General features: G+C 74.2%; 12 protein-coding genes. 11 read left to right on the top strand and 1 reads right to left on the bottom strand.

The features are described from left to right. Window positions 1-72 precede the first annotated feature (72 nt). Genes ABZ573_RS30525 through ABZ573_RS30515 form a run of 3 tightly spaced genes read left to right on the top strand, consistent with a single transcriptional unit; the run spans window position 73 to window position 1,699 of the window. Window positions 73-447: a hypothetical protein gene (locus tag ABZ573_RS30525; RefSeq protein ID WP_151456119.1), complete on the top strand. Its 375-nt coding sequence runs from the start codon at window positions 73-75 to the stop codon at window positions 445-447. Further along, window positions 444-956 (top strand): 3-hydroxyacyl-ACP dehydratase, encoded by a 513-nt coding sequence (locus tag ABZ573_RS30520; RefSeq protein ID WP_151456120.1) that lies wholly within the window; start codon window positions 444-446, stop codon window positions 954-956. The genes ABZ573_RS30525 and ABZ573_RS30520 overlap by 4 nt, the downstream gene beginning before the upstream one ends. Continuing rightward, complete coding sequence (locus ABZ573_RS30515; protein WP_132240741.1) at window positions 953-1,699, top strand: SDR family NAD(P)-dependent oxidoreductase; 747 nt, start codon at window positions 953-955, stop codon at window positions 1,697-1,699. Before ABZ573_RS30520 ends, ABZ573_RS30515 begins: the two co-directional genes overlap by 4 nt. On the opposite strand, the gene ABZ573_RS30510 is transcribed toward ABZ573_RS30515, so the two are convergent. After that, the gene (locus ABZ573_RS30510; RefSeq protein ID WP_151456121.1) at window positions 1,671-2,507 is read right to left on the bottom strand and encodes an SDR family NAD(P)-dependent oxidoreductase; all 837 of its coding nucleotides are present in this window, start codon (window positions 2,505-2,507) and stop codon (window positions 1,671-1,673) included. The genes ABZ573_RS30515 and ABZ573_RS30510 overlap by 29 nt on opposite strands. Before the next feature lie 179 nt (window positions 2,508-2,686). Between ABZ573_RS30510 and ABZ573_RS30505 the strand changes: the two genes are divergently transcribed. The 8 genes from ABZ573_RS30505 to ABZ573_RS30470 all read left to right on the top strand — a co-directional run. Next, a complete protein-coding gene (locus ABZ573_RS30505; RefSeq protein WP_151456122.1) occupies window positions 2,687-3,643 on the top strand; it encodes a beta-ketoacyl-ACP synthase III in 957 nt (318 codons plus the stop codon). A gap of 24 nt (window positions 3,644-3,667) precedes the next feature. Then, window positions 3,668-3,907: an acyl carrier protein gene (locus ABZ573_RS30500; RefSeq protein ID WP_151456123.1), complete on the top strand. Its 240-nt coding sequence runs from the start codon at window positions 3,668-3,670 to the stop codon at window positions 3,905-3,907. Next, window positions 3,904-5,265 (top strand): condensation domain-containing protein, encoded by a 1,362-nt coding sequence (locus ABZ573_RS30495; RefSeq protein WP_327028807.1) that lies wholly within the window; start codon window positions 3,904-3,906, stop codon window positions 5,263-5,265. The genes ABZ573_RS30500 and ABZ573_RS30495 overlap by 4 nt, the downstream gene beginning before the upstream one ends. 97 nt (window positions 5,266-5,362) lie before the next feature. After that, complete coding sequence (gene sbnA, locus ABZ573_RS30490) at window positions 5,363-6,343, top strand: 2,3-diaminopropionate biosynthesis protein SbnA (RefSeq protein WP_132240746.1); 981 nt, start codon at window positions 5,363-5,365, stop codon at window positions 6,341-6,343. Continuing rightward, a complete protein-coding gene (gene sbnB / locus ABZ573_RS30485) occupies window positions 6,337-7,368 on the top strand; it encodes a 2,3-diaminopropionate biosynthesis protein SbnB (protein WP_358122500.1) in 1,032 nt (343 codons plus the stop codon). Before sbnA ends, sbnB begins: the two co-directional genes overlap by 7 nt. Next, window positions 7,365-7,571, top strand: a complete 207-nt coding sequence (locus tag ABZ573_RS30480) for an MbtH family NRPS accessory protein (RefSeq protein WP_121401347.1) — start codon at window positions 7,365-7,367, stop codon at window positions 7,569-7,571. The genes sbnB and ABZ573_RS30480 overlap by 4 nt, the downstream gene beginning before the upstream one ends. A gap of 66 nt (window positions 7,572-7,637) precedes the next feature. Continuing rightward, entirely contained in the window at window positions 7,638-12,650 is a 5,013-nt protein-coding gene (locus ABZ573_RS30475; RefSeq protein ID WP_358122497.1) for an amino acid adenylation domain-containing protein, read from the top strand. After that, window positions 12,647-17,838: amino acid adenylation domain-containing protein (locus ABZ573_RS30470; RefSeq protein WP_358122495.1), on the top strand; the 5,192-nt coding region annotated here is incomplete at its 3' end. The genes ABZ573_RS30475 and ABZ573_RS30470, both read left to right, overlap by 4 nt.

Here is a 17,838-nt window from a genome sequence, read left to right as displayed (position 1 = left end):
ACACGGGTGCCCGGCCTGAGGCGACCCGCCGCGTTGTAGAGAAGATATAGCAGGTCGTCGCATGGTGGCCGGGTGAACGCCCTGACTACGGCCGACTGCGCGACGGCCGTCCCCGTCGACGTGGAGCACGTCGCCCCCGACACGATCGTGGCCCGAATCCGCCCCGACCTCAACGATCCGGTCTTCGCCGGCCACTACCCCGGATTTCCGCTGCTGCCCGGGGTCCACATCTTCGAGTTCGTGCACCGGGCGGTCCGCGCCGCGGCCCCCGAGCTGACGCTGGCCGAGATCGTCAGCTGCCGGTTCCTGCTGCCCTTCCGGGGCGACGACGAACTCGTCGTGACCATCCGCCGCAGCGGCGACCTGTGGCGGGGCGAGGTCGCCGCCGCCGCAGTGCCGGTCGCCGAGGTGCTGCTGCGCTACGCGAGCGAGGAGTGCGCACCATGATGGGGATCGAGGAGATCAGGCGGATCATTCCGCACCGGCCGCCGATGCTGCTGGTCGACCGGGTCACCGAGCTGGTGCCCCGCCGGCGGCTGGTGGGCTCGCTGACCGTCACCGGTGACCGGCCGCTGCCGATGTCGCTGCTGCTGGAGTCCTGGGGGCAGGCGGCGCTCGTGCTCATCCGGCACGACCGGCCGATGCCGGACGTGCTGACCGACGGCGTGCCGGTGGCCGGGGTCTTCGAGCGCATCCGGTTCGGCCGGCCGGTGCTGCCGGGGGAGACGGTGGAGCACCACGTCACCATGACCCGGCTGGTCGCCGACACCGCCTTCGTCACCGGCGAGAGCGTCGTCGGGTCCACCGTGGTGCTGCGGGTGGGCCGCCTGGTCGGTGCGATGCGGTCGGTGGAGTCCCTGCGCGCGTCCCTCGACGCGGCGACCCGGGAGTCCCACCCGGCGGTCCCCGCGCAGCCGGCCGAGCCGGCCCCGGTGGCGTCCGGGGCGGCGCGGTGAGCGCCGGTGGGCGGCCCGTCGCCCTGGTCACCGGCGGCTCCCGGGGGATCGGCCGGGCGGTGGTGCTGCGGCTGGTCCGGGACGGCTACGACGTGGCCATGTGCTACCAGTCCAGCAAGGACGCCGCCGACGAGGTCGTCGCGGAGGCGGCCGGAGACGGCGGGCGCGTGCTGGCGCTGGCGGTCGACGTCGCCGACCCCGCCGCGGTGCGGAACTTCGTGTCGACCACCGAGCGGGAGTTGGGCGACCCCGAGGCGGTGGTCACCGTCGCGGGGATCATCCGGGACCGGCCGCTGGCCCTGATGGCCGACGCCGACTGGCGCTCCGTGATGGAGGTGAACCTCGACGGCACCTACCACGTCTGCCGCGCGGTGGTCCGCCGGATGATGCGCCGGCGCAGGGGGTCGATCGTCACGGTCTCCTCGGTGTCCGGGGTGGCCGGCAACGCGATGCAGACGAACTACTCCGCCTCCAAGGCCGGGATCATCGGCTTCACCAAGGCGCTCGCCAAGGAGGTAGGCCGGTACGACATCCGGGCGAACGTGGTGGCGCCCGGCTACGTCGATACGGACATGATCGCCGCCCTCTCCGACGAGCTGGGCGCGATCGCCCGGGACCGGGTGGCCCTGGGCCGGCTCGGGCGTAGCGAGGAGATCGCCGACGTGGTGGCGTTCCTGCTCTCCTCCCGGGCGTCGTACCTGACCGGTCAGGTGGTCACCGTGGACGGCGGCCTGTCGATGTGACCGGCCGCCGGCCACGGCCGGCGGCCGGCCTCGGGTACCACGGTCCGAGCAGCCGGGTCAGGATCTCGGTGCGGTAGGCGTCCGCCCCGACCAGGATCCGGGCCCGGTTGCGGGCCACCCCGCGCAGGATGACGCGGGCGGCGTGCTCCGCCGTGACGTCCACCGAACGCTCGAAGTGCTCCCGGACCGCCTGGTAGTCGCGCAACCCGTCGTTGCGGGCGTTGCGCATGATGTTCGTCCTGATCCGGCCGGGATGTACGCAGCTCACCCCGACCGGCACCCCGTCGGCCCGCAGTTCCTGCGCCACCGCCTCCGTGAAGCCCCGGACGGCGAACTTGGCGGCGTTGTACCCGCTCTGCATCGGCGCACCGGCCAGCCCCAGCACGCTGGAGACGTTGACCAGGTGACCCCGCGACGCCGTCAACAGCGGCAGGAACGCCCGGGTGCCGTGCACGACTCCCCAGAAGTCGACGTTCATGACCCATTCGAGGTCTTCCCAGGCCCCGTCGGAGACCGAGGCGAGCAGGGTCACCCCGGCGTTGTTGACGACCAGGTCGGCGCGGCCGAAGTCGCCCTCGACCCGCTCGGCGTGTGCCAGCACCGCGGCGCGGTCCGACACGTCCAGCCGGTATCCGCGCACCTGGCCGTCGCGGCCCGCGCAGCGCCGTACGGTCTCCCGCAGCCCCTCGTCGTCCACGTCGGAGACGGCGAGCAGGGCGCCCCGGGCGGCCAGCTCGACGGCGAGCGCGCGGCCGATGCCCGAGCCGGCGCCGGTGACCACCGCCACCCTGTCAGTGAAGTCTCTCATCCTGGACCTTCTCGATCGGCCTTCGGGCCTCGGCGGTCCGTGCCCGGCGCAGACTTCCGCCGCCGGCTATGGCATTCCTATGCCGCGTCGATATGTAGAGAAGCTATGAGGCGGCTGCCCGAGCCTTTCTCCCGGCAGTCCTCGACACGGCTGCCGGCCGGGTTGACGAAGGGAGAACGATGTCGAGCATCTTCGGTTCGGCGATCACCGGGCTCGGCGCCTATCGGCCCACCCGCGTGGTCACCAACCCGGACATCGCACTGCGTACGGACGTGACCACGGAGTGGATCGAGGAGCGCACGGGCATCAAGACCCGGCACGCCGCCGGTCCCGGGGAGACCGTGCCGGTGATGTCGGCCGAGGCCGGCGCGAAGGCGCTGGCGATGGCGAACGTCGACCCCTCCGAGGTCGACCTGCTCATCCTGGCCACCGCCACCAAGCGGGACCGGATCCCGGGCGGCGCGCCGGAGGTCGCACACCGGATCGGCATCCCCGCCACCGGCGCGTTCGACCTGAACGCCGCCTGCGCGGGCTTCGCCTACTCGGTGTCGGTCGCGTCGAACGCGGTCCGGCTCGGCGAGGCGCGCAACGTGCTGGTCGTCGGCGCCGAGCACCTCACCGAGTTCATCGACCCCGAGGACCCGGCGACGTACGTCATCTTCGGCGACGGCGCGGGCGCCGCGGTCATCTCCCGCTCCGGGACCGAGGGCATCGGCCCGGTGGTGTGGGGCAGCGACGGCCGGCGGGCCCCGATCCTCGGCACCAAGTGGGCCAAGGACGGCAAGGAGTACGCCTCGATGAACGGGCCGCTGGTCTACCGGTGGTCCACCAAGAACATCCCCCCGGTCGCCCGGGAGGCCTGCGCCCGCGCCGGAATCGACCTGTCGGAGATCGACTGGTTCGTGCCGCACCAGGCGAACCTGCGGATCATCGAGCAGCTCGCCGAGATCCTGGAGATCCCCGAGGAGAAGGTCGCCCGGGACGTGATCGACACGGGGAACACCTCGGCGGCCTCGGTGCCGCTCGCGCTGAGCCGGCTGCACGAGAGCGGCCGTACCAAGCCCGGCGACAAGGCGCTGCTGCTCGGCTTCGGCGCCGGCCTCGCCTACGCCGGCCAGATCGTCCGGATGCCCTGAACACCCTCCCGAAAGGACACTGACATGACCGTTGACCAGGTGGCCGCCGACGTCGAGCAGCTGACCCGCAAGCTGATGACCGAGGAGCAGGACCGGCCGATCTCCGCCGACGACACCTTCGTGGACCTCGGCCTCGACTCGCTCAAGCTGGTCGATCTGCTCGGCGCCGCCGAGATGCACTTCGACATCGAGGTGCCGGACGAGGAGGTCGGCAACTTCGTCCGCGTCCGGGACCTCACCGACTTCGTGCTCGGCGCCAAGTGAACGCCGGCGACGGGGACACCCGGGAGCTGTCCGTCGGTCAGGCCGCGCAGTGGGCGCTGTACCGACTCGCGCCCGAGAGCTCGACCAGCAACGTGGTGACGGCCGTGCTCGCCGAGCCGGTCCTCGACACCGACGTGCTGCGGGCCGCCCTCGTCGCCGTGCAGGCTCGGCACGACCTGCTCCGGTCCCGGTTCGCCGAGACCGGAGCGGGGCCGGTGCGGCTCGTCGACCCCGCCGGCTCGGGCGCGATCGAGGTCCGCGACGTCGGCGACGTGGACGACGAGACCCTGCGTACGCTCATCCACGCCGTCGGCGAGCAGCCGCTCCGGCTCGAACAGGACGGCCCGCTGCGGGCGGTGCTGCTGCGCCGGCCCACGGACTGCGCGCTGGTGCTGGTCATCCACCACATCGCCACCGACGGGCTCTCCCAGTACCTGATCTGGCGGGACCTCGGCGACGCGTACCGGGCGGGTCGGGGCGGGGACACGGTGGACTGGCCGACGCGGCCCAGCTACGACGAGTTCGTCGCCCGCGAGCAGGCCATGCTGGCCGGGCCGCGGCGCGCCGAGCTGGCCGAGCACTGGGCCCGCACCTGCGCCGGCGCCACCGCCGCCACCCTGCCCACCGACCGGCCCCGCTCCGCCACCCGCTCGTACCGCGGCGCGTCCGTGGCCCGGATGCTGCCGGACGACGTCGCCCGGCAGGTACGCGCCACGGCCGCCACCCTGGCGGTGACCCCGTTCACGGTCCTGCTCGGCGTCTTCGAGGCGCTGCTGCACCGGTGCACGGGGCAGGGCGAGTTCACCATCGGCTGCCCGGTCTCGCTGCGGCGGGGGCGGGCGCTGCGGGAGGTCGTCGGGATGCTGGTGAACCCGGTCGTGCTGCGGTCGTCGTTCACCCCGGGCACCACCTTCGCGACGGCGATCGCCGCCGCGGGACGCCAGCTCTCGGAGGGCGTGGCACGCGCCGCCTACCCGTTCCCCCTGGTCCAGGCGGCCCGCCGGGACCGGGACCCGCTGGTGCGGGTCACCATCACGCTGCTCACCCGGCAGCACGGCGACACCCTGTCCGACACGAGCAACGGATTCGTCGGGCACCGGGTCCGCCAGCTGGTGGTGCCGTACGACGAAGGGCAGTTCGACCTCGCCGTGACGGTGCACCAGCTGCCCGACCTGGCCCTGCGTACCGAGTTCAACTACGACCGGGACCTGCTCGACCGCGCCACCGTCGAGCGGCTCTTCGACCAGTACCTGGCCCTGCTCGGCGCGGCCTGCGCCGACCCGGCCGCGACGGTGGCCGACGCCCGCCTGGCCGGCGACGTCGACGAGCGGATGCTGCTCGAACTCGGCATGAGCTGAGCACCCCGGTCATCCGGCGCCCGTCGTCGACGGGTGCCGCACAGCGCCCGCACGGCGGATGCGGGCGACCTTCCGTCAGCCCGGAGAGGGGGTTGAAATGGATCAGGGAATTCTCTCCACGGTCGGCAACACGCCCCTGGTGCGCCTGGACCGGTTGTTTCCCGAATTTCCCGCCCGGGCGTACGCGAAACTCGAACAGTTCAATCCGGGCGGGAGCATCAAGGACCGGGCCGCGCTGAACATGCTGCGCGGAAAGATCGAATCCGGCGAACTGGTGCCGGGACGGTCCGTGGTGGTGGAGTCCAGCTCCGGCAACCTCGCCATCGGCCTGGCCCAGATCTGCGCGTACTTCGGGATCCGGTTCATCTGCGTGGTGGACCCGAAGACCACCCGGCAGAACCTGGCGGTGCTGGCCGCGTACCAGGCCGAGATCGACATGATCGAGCACCCCGACCCGGTGACCGGCGAGTATCTCGCGGTCCGGCGCCGCCGCGTGCGCGAGCTGGTGGAGACCGTGCCCGGCGCCTACCGCCCGGACCAGTACACCAACCCGCTCAACGCCCGGGCCCAGCGGCAGACCATGGCCGAGATCATGACCGAGCTGGACGGCCGGGTCGACTACCTGTTCTGCTCCACCGGCACCTGCGGCACCCTGGTCGGCTGCGCCGACTACCTGCGCGAGAACGGCCACCGCACCCGGATCGTCGCGGTCGACGCCGTCGGCAGCGCGATCTTCGGCCACCCGCCCGCGCCCCGGCTGATCCCCGGGCACGGCGCCTCGGTGGTGCCGCCGCTGGCCGCCAACGCCCGGCCGGACGAGGTGCTGCACGTCTCCGACCTCGACTGCGTGGTCGGCTGCCGGTTGCTGGCGGTCCGGGAGGCCATCCTCGCCGGCGGATCCTCCGGGGCGACGGTGGCCGCGCTGCGGCGCCGCATGGCCGACCTGCCCGCCGGGAGCACCAGCGTCCTGATCTTCCCGGACAACGGCGACCGCTACCTCGACACCATCTACTCCGATCGCTGGGTGACCGAACAGTTCGGCGAGGTCAGCCACCTGTGGAAGGGCGAAAAATGCTGATCATCGGCCATGCCGTGGTCCGGGACGTGCTCGACGGCGACGAGGCCCGGGTCATCGACCTCGTCCGGCAGGCGTACCTCCTGCACGAGCAGGGCCGCACCAGCGTGCCGCACTCGGTCTTCCTGCGCTTCCCCGACGCCGCCCGCAACCGCATCATCGGCCTGCCCGCGTACCTGGGCTCCGATCCGCCGGCCGCCGGCATGAAGTGGATCTCCTCGTTCCCGGCCAACATCGAGCGGGGCCTGGACCGCGCCAGCGCCGCCATCGTGCTGAACTCGCTGGAGACCGGCCAGCCCGAGGCGGTGATCGAGGGATCGGTCGTCTCCGCCCGGCGCACCGCGGCCGGCGCGGCCCTCGCCGCGCAGCTGCTGACCGCCGAGCGCCGCCCGGACGGCCTGGCGCTGATCGGCTGCGGGCTGATCAACGAGCAGGTGCTGCGCTTCCTGACGGTGGCCCTGACCCCGCCGGCCTCGCTGGTGCTGCACGACACCGACCCGCGCCGGGCCGAGGCGTTCGCCGCCCGCGCGGCGGCCCTGCTGCCGGCCACGACGATCAGCGTGGCGGCGAGCGCCGAGCAGGCCCTGGCCGCCCACCGGCTGGTCTCGATCGCCACCACCGCCAGCGAACCGCACCTGGAGCTGACCGCCTGTCAGCCGGGGAGCGTGGTGCTGCACCTGTCGCTGCGGGACCTGCACCCCGAGGCGATCCTGGCGGCCCGCAACGTCGTCGACGACCCCGACCACGTGTGCCGCGAGCGGACCTCGCTGCACCTGGCCGAGCAGCTCACCGGAGGCCGGGACTTCATCCACACCACCATCGGCCGGCTGGCCGGCGGTGCGGCGCTGCCCCCGGGCGACGGACCGGTGGTGGTCTCGCCGTTCGGGTTGGGCGTGCTGGACATCGCGCTGGCCGAACACGTCCGCCGCACGGCGGCCCAGCGGGGCCTCGGCGTGCGGATCGACGACTTCACACCCGTACCGGCCGCCGCCGTGGCGACCGCGCGACCCACGAGGGAGAGAACATGAGCGACGACGACCGCAGCTACCTGGTGGTGCTCAACGACGAGGAGCAGTACTCGATCTGGTGGAGCGACCGGGCGCTGCCGGCCGGCTGGCGGGCCGAGGGCACCGAGGGCACCCGGGACGAGTGCCTCAGCCGGATCAACGAGCTCTGGACCGACATGCGGCCGAAGAGCCTGCGCCTGCGCATGGACGGCGCGTCCGTCTGACAGGCCCACGGCAGGCGTGACCCCCGGCCGTCCGCGATCGACCCCCCACCCCGGAGGAGCACCCCGATGAGCACCCCTCTGTCCACCCTGCCGGCCGCCGGAGCGGGCACGGTCGATCCCGTCGTCCTGCCGGACCTGATCGCCCGCCAGGCCGCGGCGACGCCCGACGCGACCGCGGTGCTCGCCGGCGACGTACGGGTCGGCTACGCCGAACTCGACCGGCGCGCCAACCAGCTCGCCCAGCACCTGGTCGGGCTGGGCGTCGGTCCGGAGTCGACGGTCGGCGTGTACCTGCGCCGGGGGGTCGACCTCGTGGTCGCCCTGCTCGGGGTGTGGCGGGCCGGCGGCGCGTACCTGCCGCTGGACCCGGCGCACCCGGTGGACCGGCGACGGTGGATCGTCGCCGACACCGGGGTGGACGTCGTGCTCACCCAGACCGACCTGCGCGACGACGCCCTGGCCGGGCCGTCCCACGTGGTCTGCCTGGACGCCGACCGGGCGCGGATCGCGGCCGGACCGGACACCGCGCCGGCAATCCGCATCGACCCCGACAACGCGGCGTACGTCATCTACACCTCCGGGTCGACCGGCCGTCCCAAGGGCGTGGTCGTCACCCACGGGGCCATCGGCAACCGGGTGGCCTGGACGGTCCGGCAGCACGGCCTGTCGCCGGCGGACCGGGTGTTGCAGAAGACCGCGGTGAGCTTCGACGCGGCCGGCTGGGAGTTCTTCGCCCCGCTGATCTGCGGGGCGACGGTGGCGCTCGCGCCGGACGGCGCCGAACGCGACCCGGCGGCGCTGGTGGCGGCGGTCGTCCGGTCCGGGGCGACCGTGCTCCAGGGCGTGCCCTCGGTGCTGCAACTGGTGACGGAGGAGCCGGACTGGCCGAGGTGCACCACGCTGCGGCTGGTCTTCTCCGCCGGCGAGCCGCTGCACGCCGAGCTGTGCCAGCGGCTGGCGGTGGCGCCCGGGACCCGGGTCTGGAACACCTACGGCCCGACCGAGTGCGCCATCGACGTGACCGCCCAGCAGGTCGACCTCGCCCAGCGCACCGGGCCGGTGCCGATCGGCCGGCCGCTGGACAACCTCCGCCTCCAGGTGCTGGACGCCAACCGGCGGCCGGTGCCGATCGGCGTGGTCGGCGACCTCTACGTGGGCGGGGCCGGGCTCGGCCGCGGGTACCTCAACCGGCCCGACCTGACCGCGGAGCGGTTCGTGCCGGACGAGTACGGGCCGCCCGGCGCACGGCTCTACCGCACCGGCGACCAGGTCCGGTGGCGCTCGGACCGGAGCCTGGAGTTCGTCGGCCGTGCCGACGACCAGCTCAAGATCAATGGGGTACGCATCGAGCCGGGCGAGGTGGAGGCCGCGCTGGCTGCCCACCCCGACGTCCGGCGGGCGGTCGTCGTCGGCTTCGCCGAGCCCGGCGGCAGCCCCCGGCTGGCCGCGTACGTCGCCAGCCGGCGCCCCCTGAGCAGCCCGGAGCTGCGGGCCTTCCTGACCGACCGGCTGCCCGACGCCCTGGTGCCGGCCGTGTTCGTCCCGGTGGCGGAGTTCCCGCTGACCACCGGCGGGAAGGTCGACCGGGCCGCGCTGCCGCCCGTCGAGACCATCGACCGCACGGCCTACCTGGCCCCGCGCACCGACGCCGAGCGCCTGGTCGCCCGGCTCTGGCAGGAGCTGCTCGACGTCGACCGGGTGGGGGTGCACGACGACCTCTTCCAGCTCGGCGGGTCGTCGCTGGTGACCGTCCGCCTCGCCAGCCGCCTCGCCGCCGAGTCCGGCGTGCGCATCGAGCTGAGGGAGCTGCTCGCCGCGAGCACCGTCGAGGCGCAGGCCGCCCTGCTGACCGACGGCGACCCCGCGACGCCGGCGGTGGTCCCGGTGCCCCGCACCGGCGCGCTGCCGCTCTCCCCGGCCCAGCGGCGGCTGTGGCTGCTGGACCAGCTGCACCCAGGCAGCCCCGAGTGGGTGGTGCCGCTCTACCTGCGCCTGCCCGGCTCGCTGACCCCCGACACCGTACGGGCGGCGCTGACCGCGCTCGAGGCCCGGCACGAGGCGCTGCGCACCCGCTACCTGACCCACGACGGCGAGCCGCACCAGCGGATCGACCCGCCCGGCCCCGTCGACCTCACGATCCGTGACGCCGCCGAGGTCCCGCTCGTCGACCTCGTCGACGCGCAGCTCGGCCGGGGCTTCGACCTGCGCACCGGGCCGCTGTGGCGGGCCACCCTGGTCACCTCGGCCGGGGCGGACCACCTGCTGCTGGTGGCGCTGCACCACATCGCCTCCGACGCGACCACCGCCGGGGTCCTGGAGCGGGACCTGCGGGAACTCTGCGCGGCCGGCGCCGCCGGCCGGGAGCCCGACCTGCCGGAGCTGACGGTGCACTACGCCGACTACGCGGCCTGGCAGCGCGGGTACCTCACCGACGACCGGGTCGAGCGGGAGCTCGGCTTCTGGCGCGAACACCTGGCGGGGGTGCCTGAGCTGACCCTCCCGCTGGACCGGCCCCGGCCGGCCGAGCGCGACCCGCGCGGGGCGCACGTCGAGTTCGAGGTGCCGGCGCAGCTCGCGGAGAAGCTGACCGCGCTGGGCCGGCGCTGCTCGGCGACCCCGTTCATGACCATGCTGGCGGGCTTCGCCACGCTGCTGGCCCGCTACAGCGGGCAGTGGGACGTCGCCGTCGGCGCGCCCACCTCCGGTCGACGCCCCGCCGAGGCGGAACAGATTGCCGGGGTCTTCCTCAACCCCGTGGTGGTGCGCTGCACCCTGGACCCGGCAGCCCCGTTCGAGGCGGCCCTGCGGGCCGTGCGGTCCCGGACCCTGGCCGCCCTCGCCCACCAGGACCTGCCCTTCGAGCGGGTGGTCGACGACCTCGTCGACGTCCGCGACCTCTCCCGCACCCCGCTCTACCAGGTGATGCTCAACGCCCAGGAGGGCGGCATCACCGGCCAGTCGACCGACGACGAGGCCCTGCTGGACGCCCTGCGCCGGGCGGCCCGGATCGCCAAGACCGACCTCACGATGCACGTCTGGCCCCGCCCCGACGGCACCCTGGCCGGCAGCCTGGAGTACGCCACCGCCCTGTTCGACGAGTCGACCGTGCGGCGGATGGCCGAGCACTTCGTCCGGCTGCTCGCCGCGGCGGTGGCCGAGCCGGGCACCCCGCTCGACGACCTCGACCTGCTCTCGCCGGGCGAGCGCCACCTGCTCCTGCACGAGGTGCACGGGCCCACCGTGCCCCGCTCCGCCGCGACCGTCTGCGACCTCTTCGAGGCCCAGCGACGCCGGACGCCGGACGCGGTGGCGCTGCGGCACGGCGACCTCACCACCACCTACGCGACGTTGGACGACCGGGCCAACCAGTTCGCCCACCACCTGCGGCGCTCGGGCGTCGCCCGGGGCGCGGTGGTGGCCGTGCTGCTGGACCGGGGCGTCGACCTGGTCGCGGCGATCCTCGGCGCCTGGAAGGCGGGCGCGGCCGTGCTGCCGCTCGACCCGTCGTACCCCGCCGAGCGGATCGGGCACATGCTCGCCACCGCCGGCGTGGAGCTGGGCGTCACCCAGGCGGCGTACGCGCCAAGGTTCACCGTGCCGACCCTGCACGTGGACACCCACCGGCTGATGGTCTGCGCCGGCCCCACCCACCGGCCGGACCGGGACACCGACCCGGAGGAGACGGCCTACGTGCTGTTCACCTCCGGGTCGACCGGCCGCCCCAAGGGCGTGGCGCTGCCGCACCGGGCGGTGTCCAACTTCCTCGCCTGCGCCGTCGAGACCGAGGCCCTGGGCGACCGGGGCGCGCGCGGGGGACGGGGCGACGGCGCGCCGCTGTTCACCACCATCGCCTTCGACCTGTCCATTCCCAACCTGTTCAGCCCGCTGGTCTCGGGTCAGGCGGTGACCCTGCTGCCCGCCGCCCTCGACATCGCCGAACTGGGCGCCCTGCTCGTCAAGGCCGGCCCGTTCGACCGGTTCATCATGACCCCGCCGCACCTGGAACTGCTCACCGAGCAGCTCGACGACGAGCAGGCGGGTCAGCTCTCCGGCCTGATCTGGACGGCCGGCGCGGCGCTGCGCAAGGAGACCGCCAACCGGTGGCTGGACCGGCTCGGGCCGGGTGGCCTCACCAACAGCTACGGGCCGACCGAGACCACCGTCATCATGACGGCCCACCCGGTCGAGACGCCGCAGACCACCGACATCGTGCCGATCGGCCGGGCGATGGCGAACACCACCGTCCGGGTGCTCGACGACGCGCTGCGGCTGCTCCCGGTCGGGGTCGTCGGCGAGCTGTACATCGGCGGGGAGTGCCTGGCCACCGGGTACGCCGGCCGGCCGGACCTCACCGCGGAGAGGTTCGTGCCCGACCCGTACGGGCCGCCGGGCAGCCGGCTGTACCGCAGCGGGGACCTGGTCCGGATGCGCCCCGACGGGGTGATGGACTTCGTCGGCCGGGCCGACGACCAGGTGAAGGTGCGCGGCTACCGCATCGAACTCGGCGAGATCCGCGCCGTCGTCGAGGAACACCCCGGGGTGACCCGGTGCGCGGTCGTCGTCCACGAGGAGCGGCTGGTCGCCTTCCACCGGGGCGAGGCGCCCGACCTGGCCGCGCACTGCGCCCGGCTGCTGCCCGACTACATGACGCCGAGCCTGCTCGTGCCGGTGGCCGAGATCCCGCTCAACGCCAACGGCAAGGTGGACCGCGCCGCCCTGCTCAACCTGCTCTCCGACGCCGTGTCGACCGGCGCCGCCGGCACCGAGGACGGCCTCGTCGCGCCGCGCACGGTCGTCGAGGAACGCCTCTGCGCGATCTGGAGCGACCTGCTGGGCGTGCCCGTCGGCGTACGGCACAACTTCTTCGCCATGGGCGGGCACTCCGTGCTGGCGGGCCGGCTGGTCGCCGGCCTCCAGGAGGAGTTCGACCTCGACGTGTCGCTCCGGCTCGTCTTCGAGCACCCGACCGTCGAGGCGATGGCGGGCGCGGTGGAGGACCTCATCCGGGCCGAGGTGGACGCGCTGTCCGACGCCGACCTGACCGAAGACCTGCGGCAGACCAAGGAGCACCAGGCATGACCTCGACCGCGAACCAGCCCAACCTGCGCGAGTCGCTCGTCCAACGCCGGCTGGCGGGCCGGGCCGCCGGTCGGCGCGCCGGGATCCCGACCGTCGACCGCTCGGGCGACCTCCCGCTCTCCTTCGGCCAGCAGCAGATGTGGTTCCTCAACCGGCTGGACCCCACCAGCCCGGAGTACCTGGTCTCCTCGGCGCTGCGGCTGCGCGGCCCGCTGGACCGGGCCGCGCTGGCCCGGGCGTGGGACGCCCTGATCGCCCGGCACGAGATCCTGCGCACCCGGTACGCGATGGCCGACCTGACGCCGGTGCAGGTCGTCGACGAGCCCCGCCCGCAGGAGCTGCCGCTGGTCGACCTCTCCGGGGTGGCCGGGTCCGAGCGCGACGACCGGGTCGCCGAGGCGACGGCCGAGCTGACCGCCACCGGCTTCGACCTGGCCACCGAGTGGCCGGTACGGGCGACGCTGCTGCGCCTGGACGAGGCCGAGCACCTGCTGGTGCTGGTGCTCCACCACATCGCCTGCGACGCGCCCTCCACGGCGGTGCTCCTCGGCGACCTGGCCGAGCTGTACGGCGCGTACGTCCGGGGCGAGTCCTCGCCGCTGACGCCGCCGGCCGTGCAGTTCGCCGACTTCGCCGCGTGGCAGCGCGACCGGCTGCGCGGCGAGCCGCTGGAGCGGCACCTGGAGCACTGGCGCGACCGCCTCGCCGGCATCGCCCCGCTGGAGCTGCCCGCCGACCGGCCCCGGCCCCGCGTGCGCGACTGGCGGGGCGCGTCGGTCCCGTTCGCGCTCTCCGCCGACCTCTCCGCCGCGCTGCGAGAGATCGCCCGCGGCGCGGAGACCACCCTCTTCGTCACCCTGCTCACCGCCTTCCAGGCGCTGCTGTCGCGCCACACCGGCCGGACCGACATCCCCGTGGGCAGCGTGACGTCCGTGCGCGACCGCGCCGAGCTGCGCAACCTGGTCGGGTACGGGATCGACAACCTCGTCCTGCGGGGCAGTTGGACGGGGGACCCCACCTTCGCCGACCTGCTGCGCGGCACCCGCGCCACGGTGCGCGACGCCTTCGCCCACGCCGACGTGCCGTTCGCGCTGCTGGTCGACGAGTTCGAACCGGAACGGGACCTGTCCCGCACCCCGCTCTACCAGGTCGCCTTCACCCTGGGCGACGACGCTCCCGGCGGCGCCTGGCCGGCGGGCCTCGCCGCCGAGACGCTCTGGCTGCCCACCCGGGTCGCCAAGGTCGACCTGCAACTGCACGTCGTCGAGGGCGCCGACGGCCGCCTGCGCGGGCACCTGGAGTACGCGACCGCGCTGTTCGACGACGCCACCGTGCGGCGGATGGCCGACCACCTCGGCCGGCTGCTGGAGCACGTCGGGGCCGACCCGCACGCCCGGATCTCCGAGCTGCGCATCCTCGACGACGCCGAGCTCGCGGCGGCGACCCCCGCCCCGGCCCGCCCCGCCACGCCGGTGACCGGCACGGTGCACGGCGTCTTCGCCGCCACCGCCGCCGCCCACGCCGACGCGACCGCCGTCGTGGACGGCGCGCGACGCTGGACGTACGCCGAACTGGACGCCACCGCGAACCGGCTGGCGCACCACCTGCGGGCCCTCGGCGCCGGCCCGGAGCGGCTGGTGGCGGTCTGCCTGGACCGCCGCGCGGAGCTGGTCTCCACCCTGCTGGGCGTGCTGAAGTCCGGGTCGGCGTACCTGCCGGTGGAGCCCGGCGTCCCCGCCGACCGGCTCGACTTCATGCTGACCGATGCCGCGGCGCGGATCGTGGTGACCACCGAGGCCCACCGGGCGCGGTTCGCCGACTTCGACGGCGTCGTGGTGGTGCTGGACGACCCCGGGCACGCCGGGGAGATCGCCGGGCGCCCCGGCACCGACCCGGGCGTCGCCGTCGACCCCGAAAACCTGATCTACGTCATCTACACCTCCGGGTCGACCGGCCGCCCCAAGGGCGTGTACCTGACCCACGCCAACGTGCTGCGCCTGACGACCGTGGCGCAGGACGACCTCAACTTCGGCCCCGCCGACGTGTGGCCGCTGTTCCACTCGTACGCCTTCGACGTGTCGGTGTGGGAGCTGTGGGGCGCGCTGCTGCACGGCGGCCGGCTGGTGGTCGTGCCCCGCGAGGTCACCCGTTCCCCCGGCGACCTCCTCGACCTGCTGGTCGAGGAGCAGGTCACCGTGCTCAACCAGACCCCGACGGCCTTCCGCGGCCTGGTGGGGCTGGCCCGCGACGGCGACCCCCGCGTCGACCGGCTCGCGCTGCGCGCGGTCATCTTCGCCGGGGAGAAGCTGGAGTACGGCGACCTCGGCCCCTGGGTGGCCCGGCGCGGGCTGGCCGCGCCCCGGCTGCTGAACCTCTACGGGATCACCGAGATCACCGTGCACGCCACCTACTACGAGGTGCGCCCCGACGACCTGACCGGCACCGCCAACCCGGTCGGCGTCCCGCTGGCCGACCTGAGCATCCACCTGCTCGATCCGTACGGCAACCCGGTCCCGGTCGGCGTCACCGGCGAGATCCACGTCGGCGGGCCCGGCGTGGCCCGGGGCTACCTGAACCGGCCCGAGCTGACCGCCCAGCGGTTCGTGCCCGACCCGTTCGGCCCGCCCGGCGCCCGCCTCTACCGCAGCGGCGACCTGGCCCGCCGGCGCGCCGACGGCAGCCTGGAGTTCGTCGGCCGCATCGACGACCAGGTGAAGATCCGGGGCTACCGGGTCGAGCTGGGCGAGATCGAGGCCGCCATCTCGGCCCTGCCCGGGGTGCGCGAGGCCGTGGTCGTCGTCCGCGAGGACACCCCCGGCGACCGGCGGCTGGTGGCGTACTCGGTCGTCGACGAGCAGGCGGAGCTGCCCCGGCCGGGGCAGGTGCGCGCGGCGCTGGCCCGCACCCTGCCCGAGTACATGATCCCGTCGGCGTTCGTCCCGCTGGCCCGGCTGCCGCTGACCGTCAACGGCAAGCTCGACAAGCGGGCGCTGCCCGCACCCGACCGGGCCGTCACCGCCACCGACCGGCCCTACCTGGCGCCGCGTACGGAGGTGGAGGCGCGGCTCGCCGCGATCTGGGCCGAACTGCTCGGCCTGGAGCGGGTCGGCGTCGAGGACGGCTTCTTCGACGTCGGCGGCGACTCGATCCGCGCCGTGGCGCTCGCCGCCGCCATCCGGGCCGCCGGCTTCGACGTGCAGGTGCGCGACCTCTTCGAGCGCCGCAGCATCGCCGAGCTGGCGGAGTTCCTCACCGGACGCCCCGCGCCGGCCGCGCCGGAGCCGGCCGCCGAGCCGTTCGCGCTGATCTCCGAGGCCGACCGGGCCGCGCTGCCCGACGGCGTCGTCGACGCGTACCCCTGCACGCAGGTGCAGCTCGGCATGCTCGCCGAGATGCTCGCCGACGAGCACAACCACTACCTCAACGCCACCACCTACCGCATCCCCGACGCCGGCGAGTTCTCGCTCGACGCGTTCCGGGAGGCCGCCGCGCTGCTGGTGCGGCGGCACGAGGTGCTGCGCACCTCGTTCGACCTGACCGGCTACTCGGTGCCGATGCAGCTCGTGCACGCCACCGCCGAGATGCGGGTCGGCATGGACCGGGCGCAGGCCGCCGACCGGGCCGGCCTGGAGCGGGAGCTGCGCGACTTCATCGCCGCCGAGCGGGCCGACATGTTCGACCTCGGCGAGCCGGCGCTGTTCCGGCTGCACGCGCGCGTCTGCGCCGACGGGAGCTGGTGGCTCACCCTCACCGAGTGCCACCCGATCATGGACGGCTGGAGCTACCACTCGCTGATGATGGAGCTGGTCGGCGCGTACCACCGGATCCGCGACGGGCTGCCGGTCGAACCGCGCCCGGCGCCGCCGGTGCGCTTCGCCGACGCCGTCGCCGCCGAGCTGCGCTCCACCGGCGAGGGGACGGACCGCGCCTTCTGGCACGACCGGGTCGCCGGCCGGGACCGGTTCGTGCTGCCCGAGGGCTGGGGCGACCCGACCGCCGCCGACGGCGCCCAGTACGACCACTGGGTGCCGCTGCACGACCTGGAGCCGGGCCTGCGGGCGCTGGCCCGCCAGACCGGCGTGCCGTTCAAGTCGGTGATGCTGGCCGCGCACCTGAAGGTGATGAGCCAGCTCACCGGGTCGGGGTCGTTCTTCACCGGGCTGGTGTCCAACATCCGCCCCGAGGTCGCCGGCGCCGACCGCGTCTACGGCATGCACCTGAACACGGTGCCGTTCGTGCACGACGCGGGCGCGCGGACCTGGCGGGAGCTGATCGGGCGGACGTTCGCCGGGGAGCTGGAGCTGTGGCCGCACCGCCGGTACCCGCTGCCGGTGCTCCAGCGGGAGGTCGGCGACGGCGGCCGGATGCTGGACGTCCGGTTCAGCTTCCACGACTTCCACCAGATCGACACCGACGAGATCGACTACGCCGACTCGATCGACGACAGCCCCAACGAGTTCCCGCTCGGCGTGATCAGCCGGCTCGGCTTCCTCACGCTGGAGGCCAACCTGCGCCACCTCGGCGTGCCGCAGGTCGCCCGCCTCGGTGGCATGTACCGGGCGGTGCTGGAGGCCATGGTGGCCGACGTGGACGGTGACGCGTCGGTGGTGTGCCTGCCTCCGGGTGAGGTGTCGGTGGTGCTGGCCGACGGGGCGTCGGCGGTGGCGCCGTTGTCGCGTTCGGTGCTGGCCGAGTTCGAGGCGCGGGCGGCGGAGACGCCGTCGGCGGAGGCGGTGTCGGTGCCGGGCGGCGCGGGGATCGACTTCGCGGGGCTGGACGCCCGGGCCGGGCAGGTCGCCCGCTGGTTGGCCGCCCGGGGTGTGGGTGCCGGTGCGGTGGTGGGTGTGCTGCTGGACCGGGGCGTCGAGTTGGTGGCGTCGATGCTGGGGGTGTGGAAGGCGGGTGCGGCGTTCGTGCCGGTGGATCCGTCGTACCCGCCGGGCCGCATCGCGGCCATGCTCGCCGACGCGGGCGCCCGGGTCGCGATCACCTCGCAGCGGTACGCCGACCGGTTCGCCCCGGTCGACGTGGAGGTCGTGCGCGTCGAGGACATCGGGGAGACGGACGTTCCCCTGCCGGTACGCGCCACGGGTCTCGACGAGTTGGCGTATGTGATTTTCACGTCGGGGTCGACGGGTCGGCCGAAGGGTGTGCAGGTGTCGCACCGGGGGTTGGCGAATCATGTGCG

Source organism: Micromonospora sp. NPDC007220 (assembly GCF_040634035.1).
Lineage (GTDB): Bacteria > Actinomycetota > Actinomycetes > Mycobacteriales > Micromonosporaceae > Micromonospora > Micromonospora reichwaldensis.
This window is presented reverse-complemented; position numbering and strand designations above follow the sequence as displayed.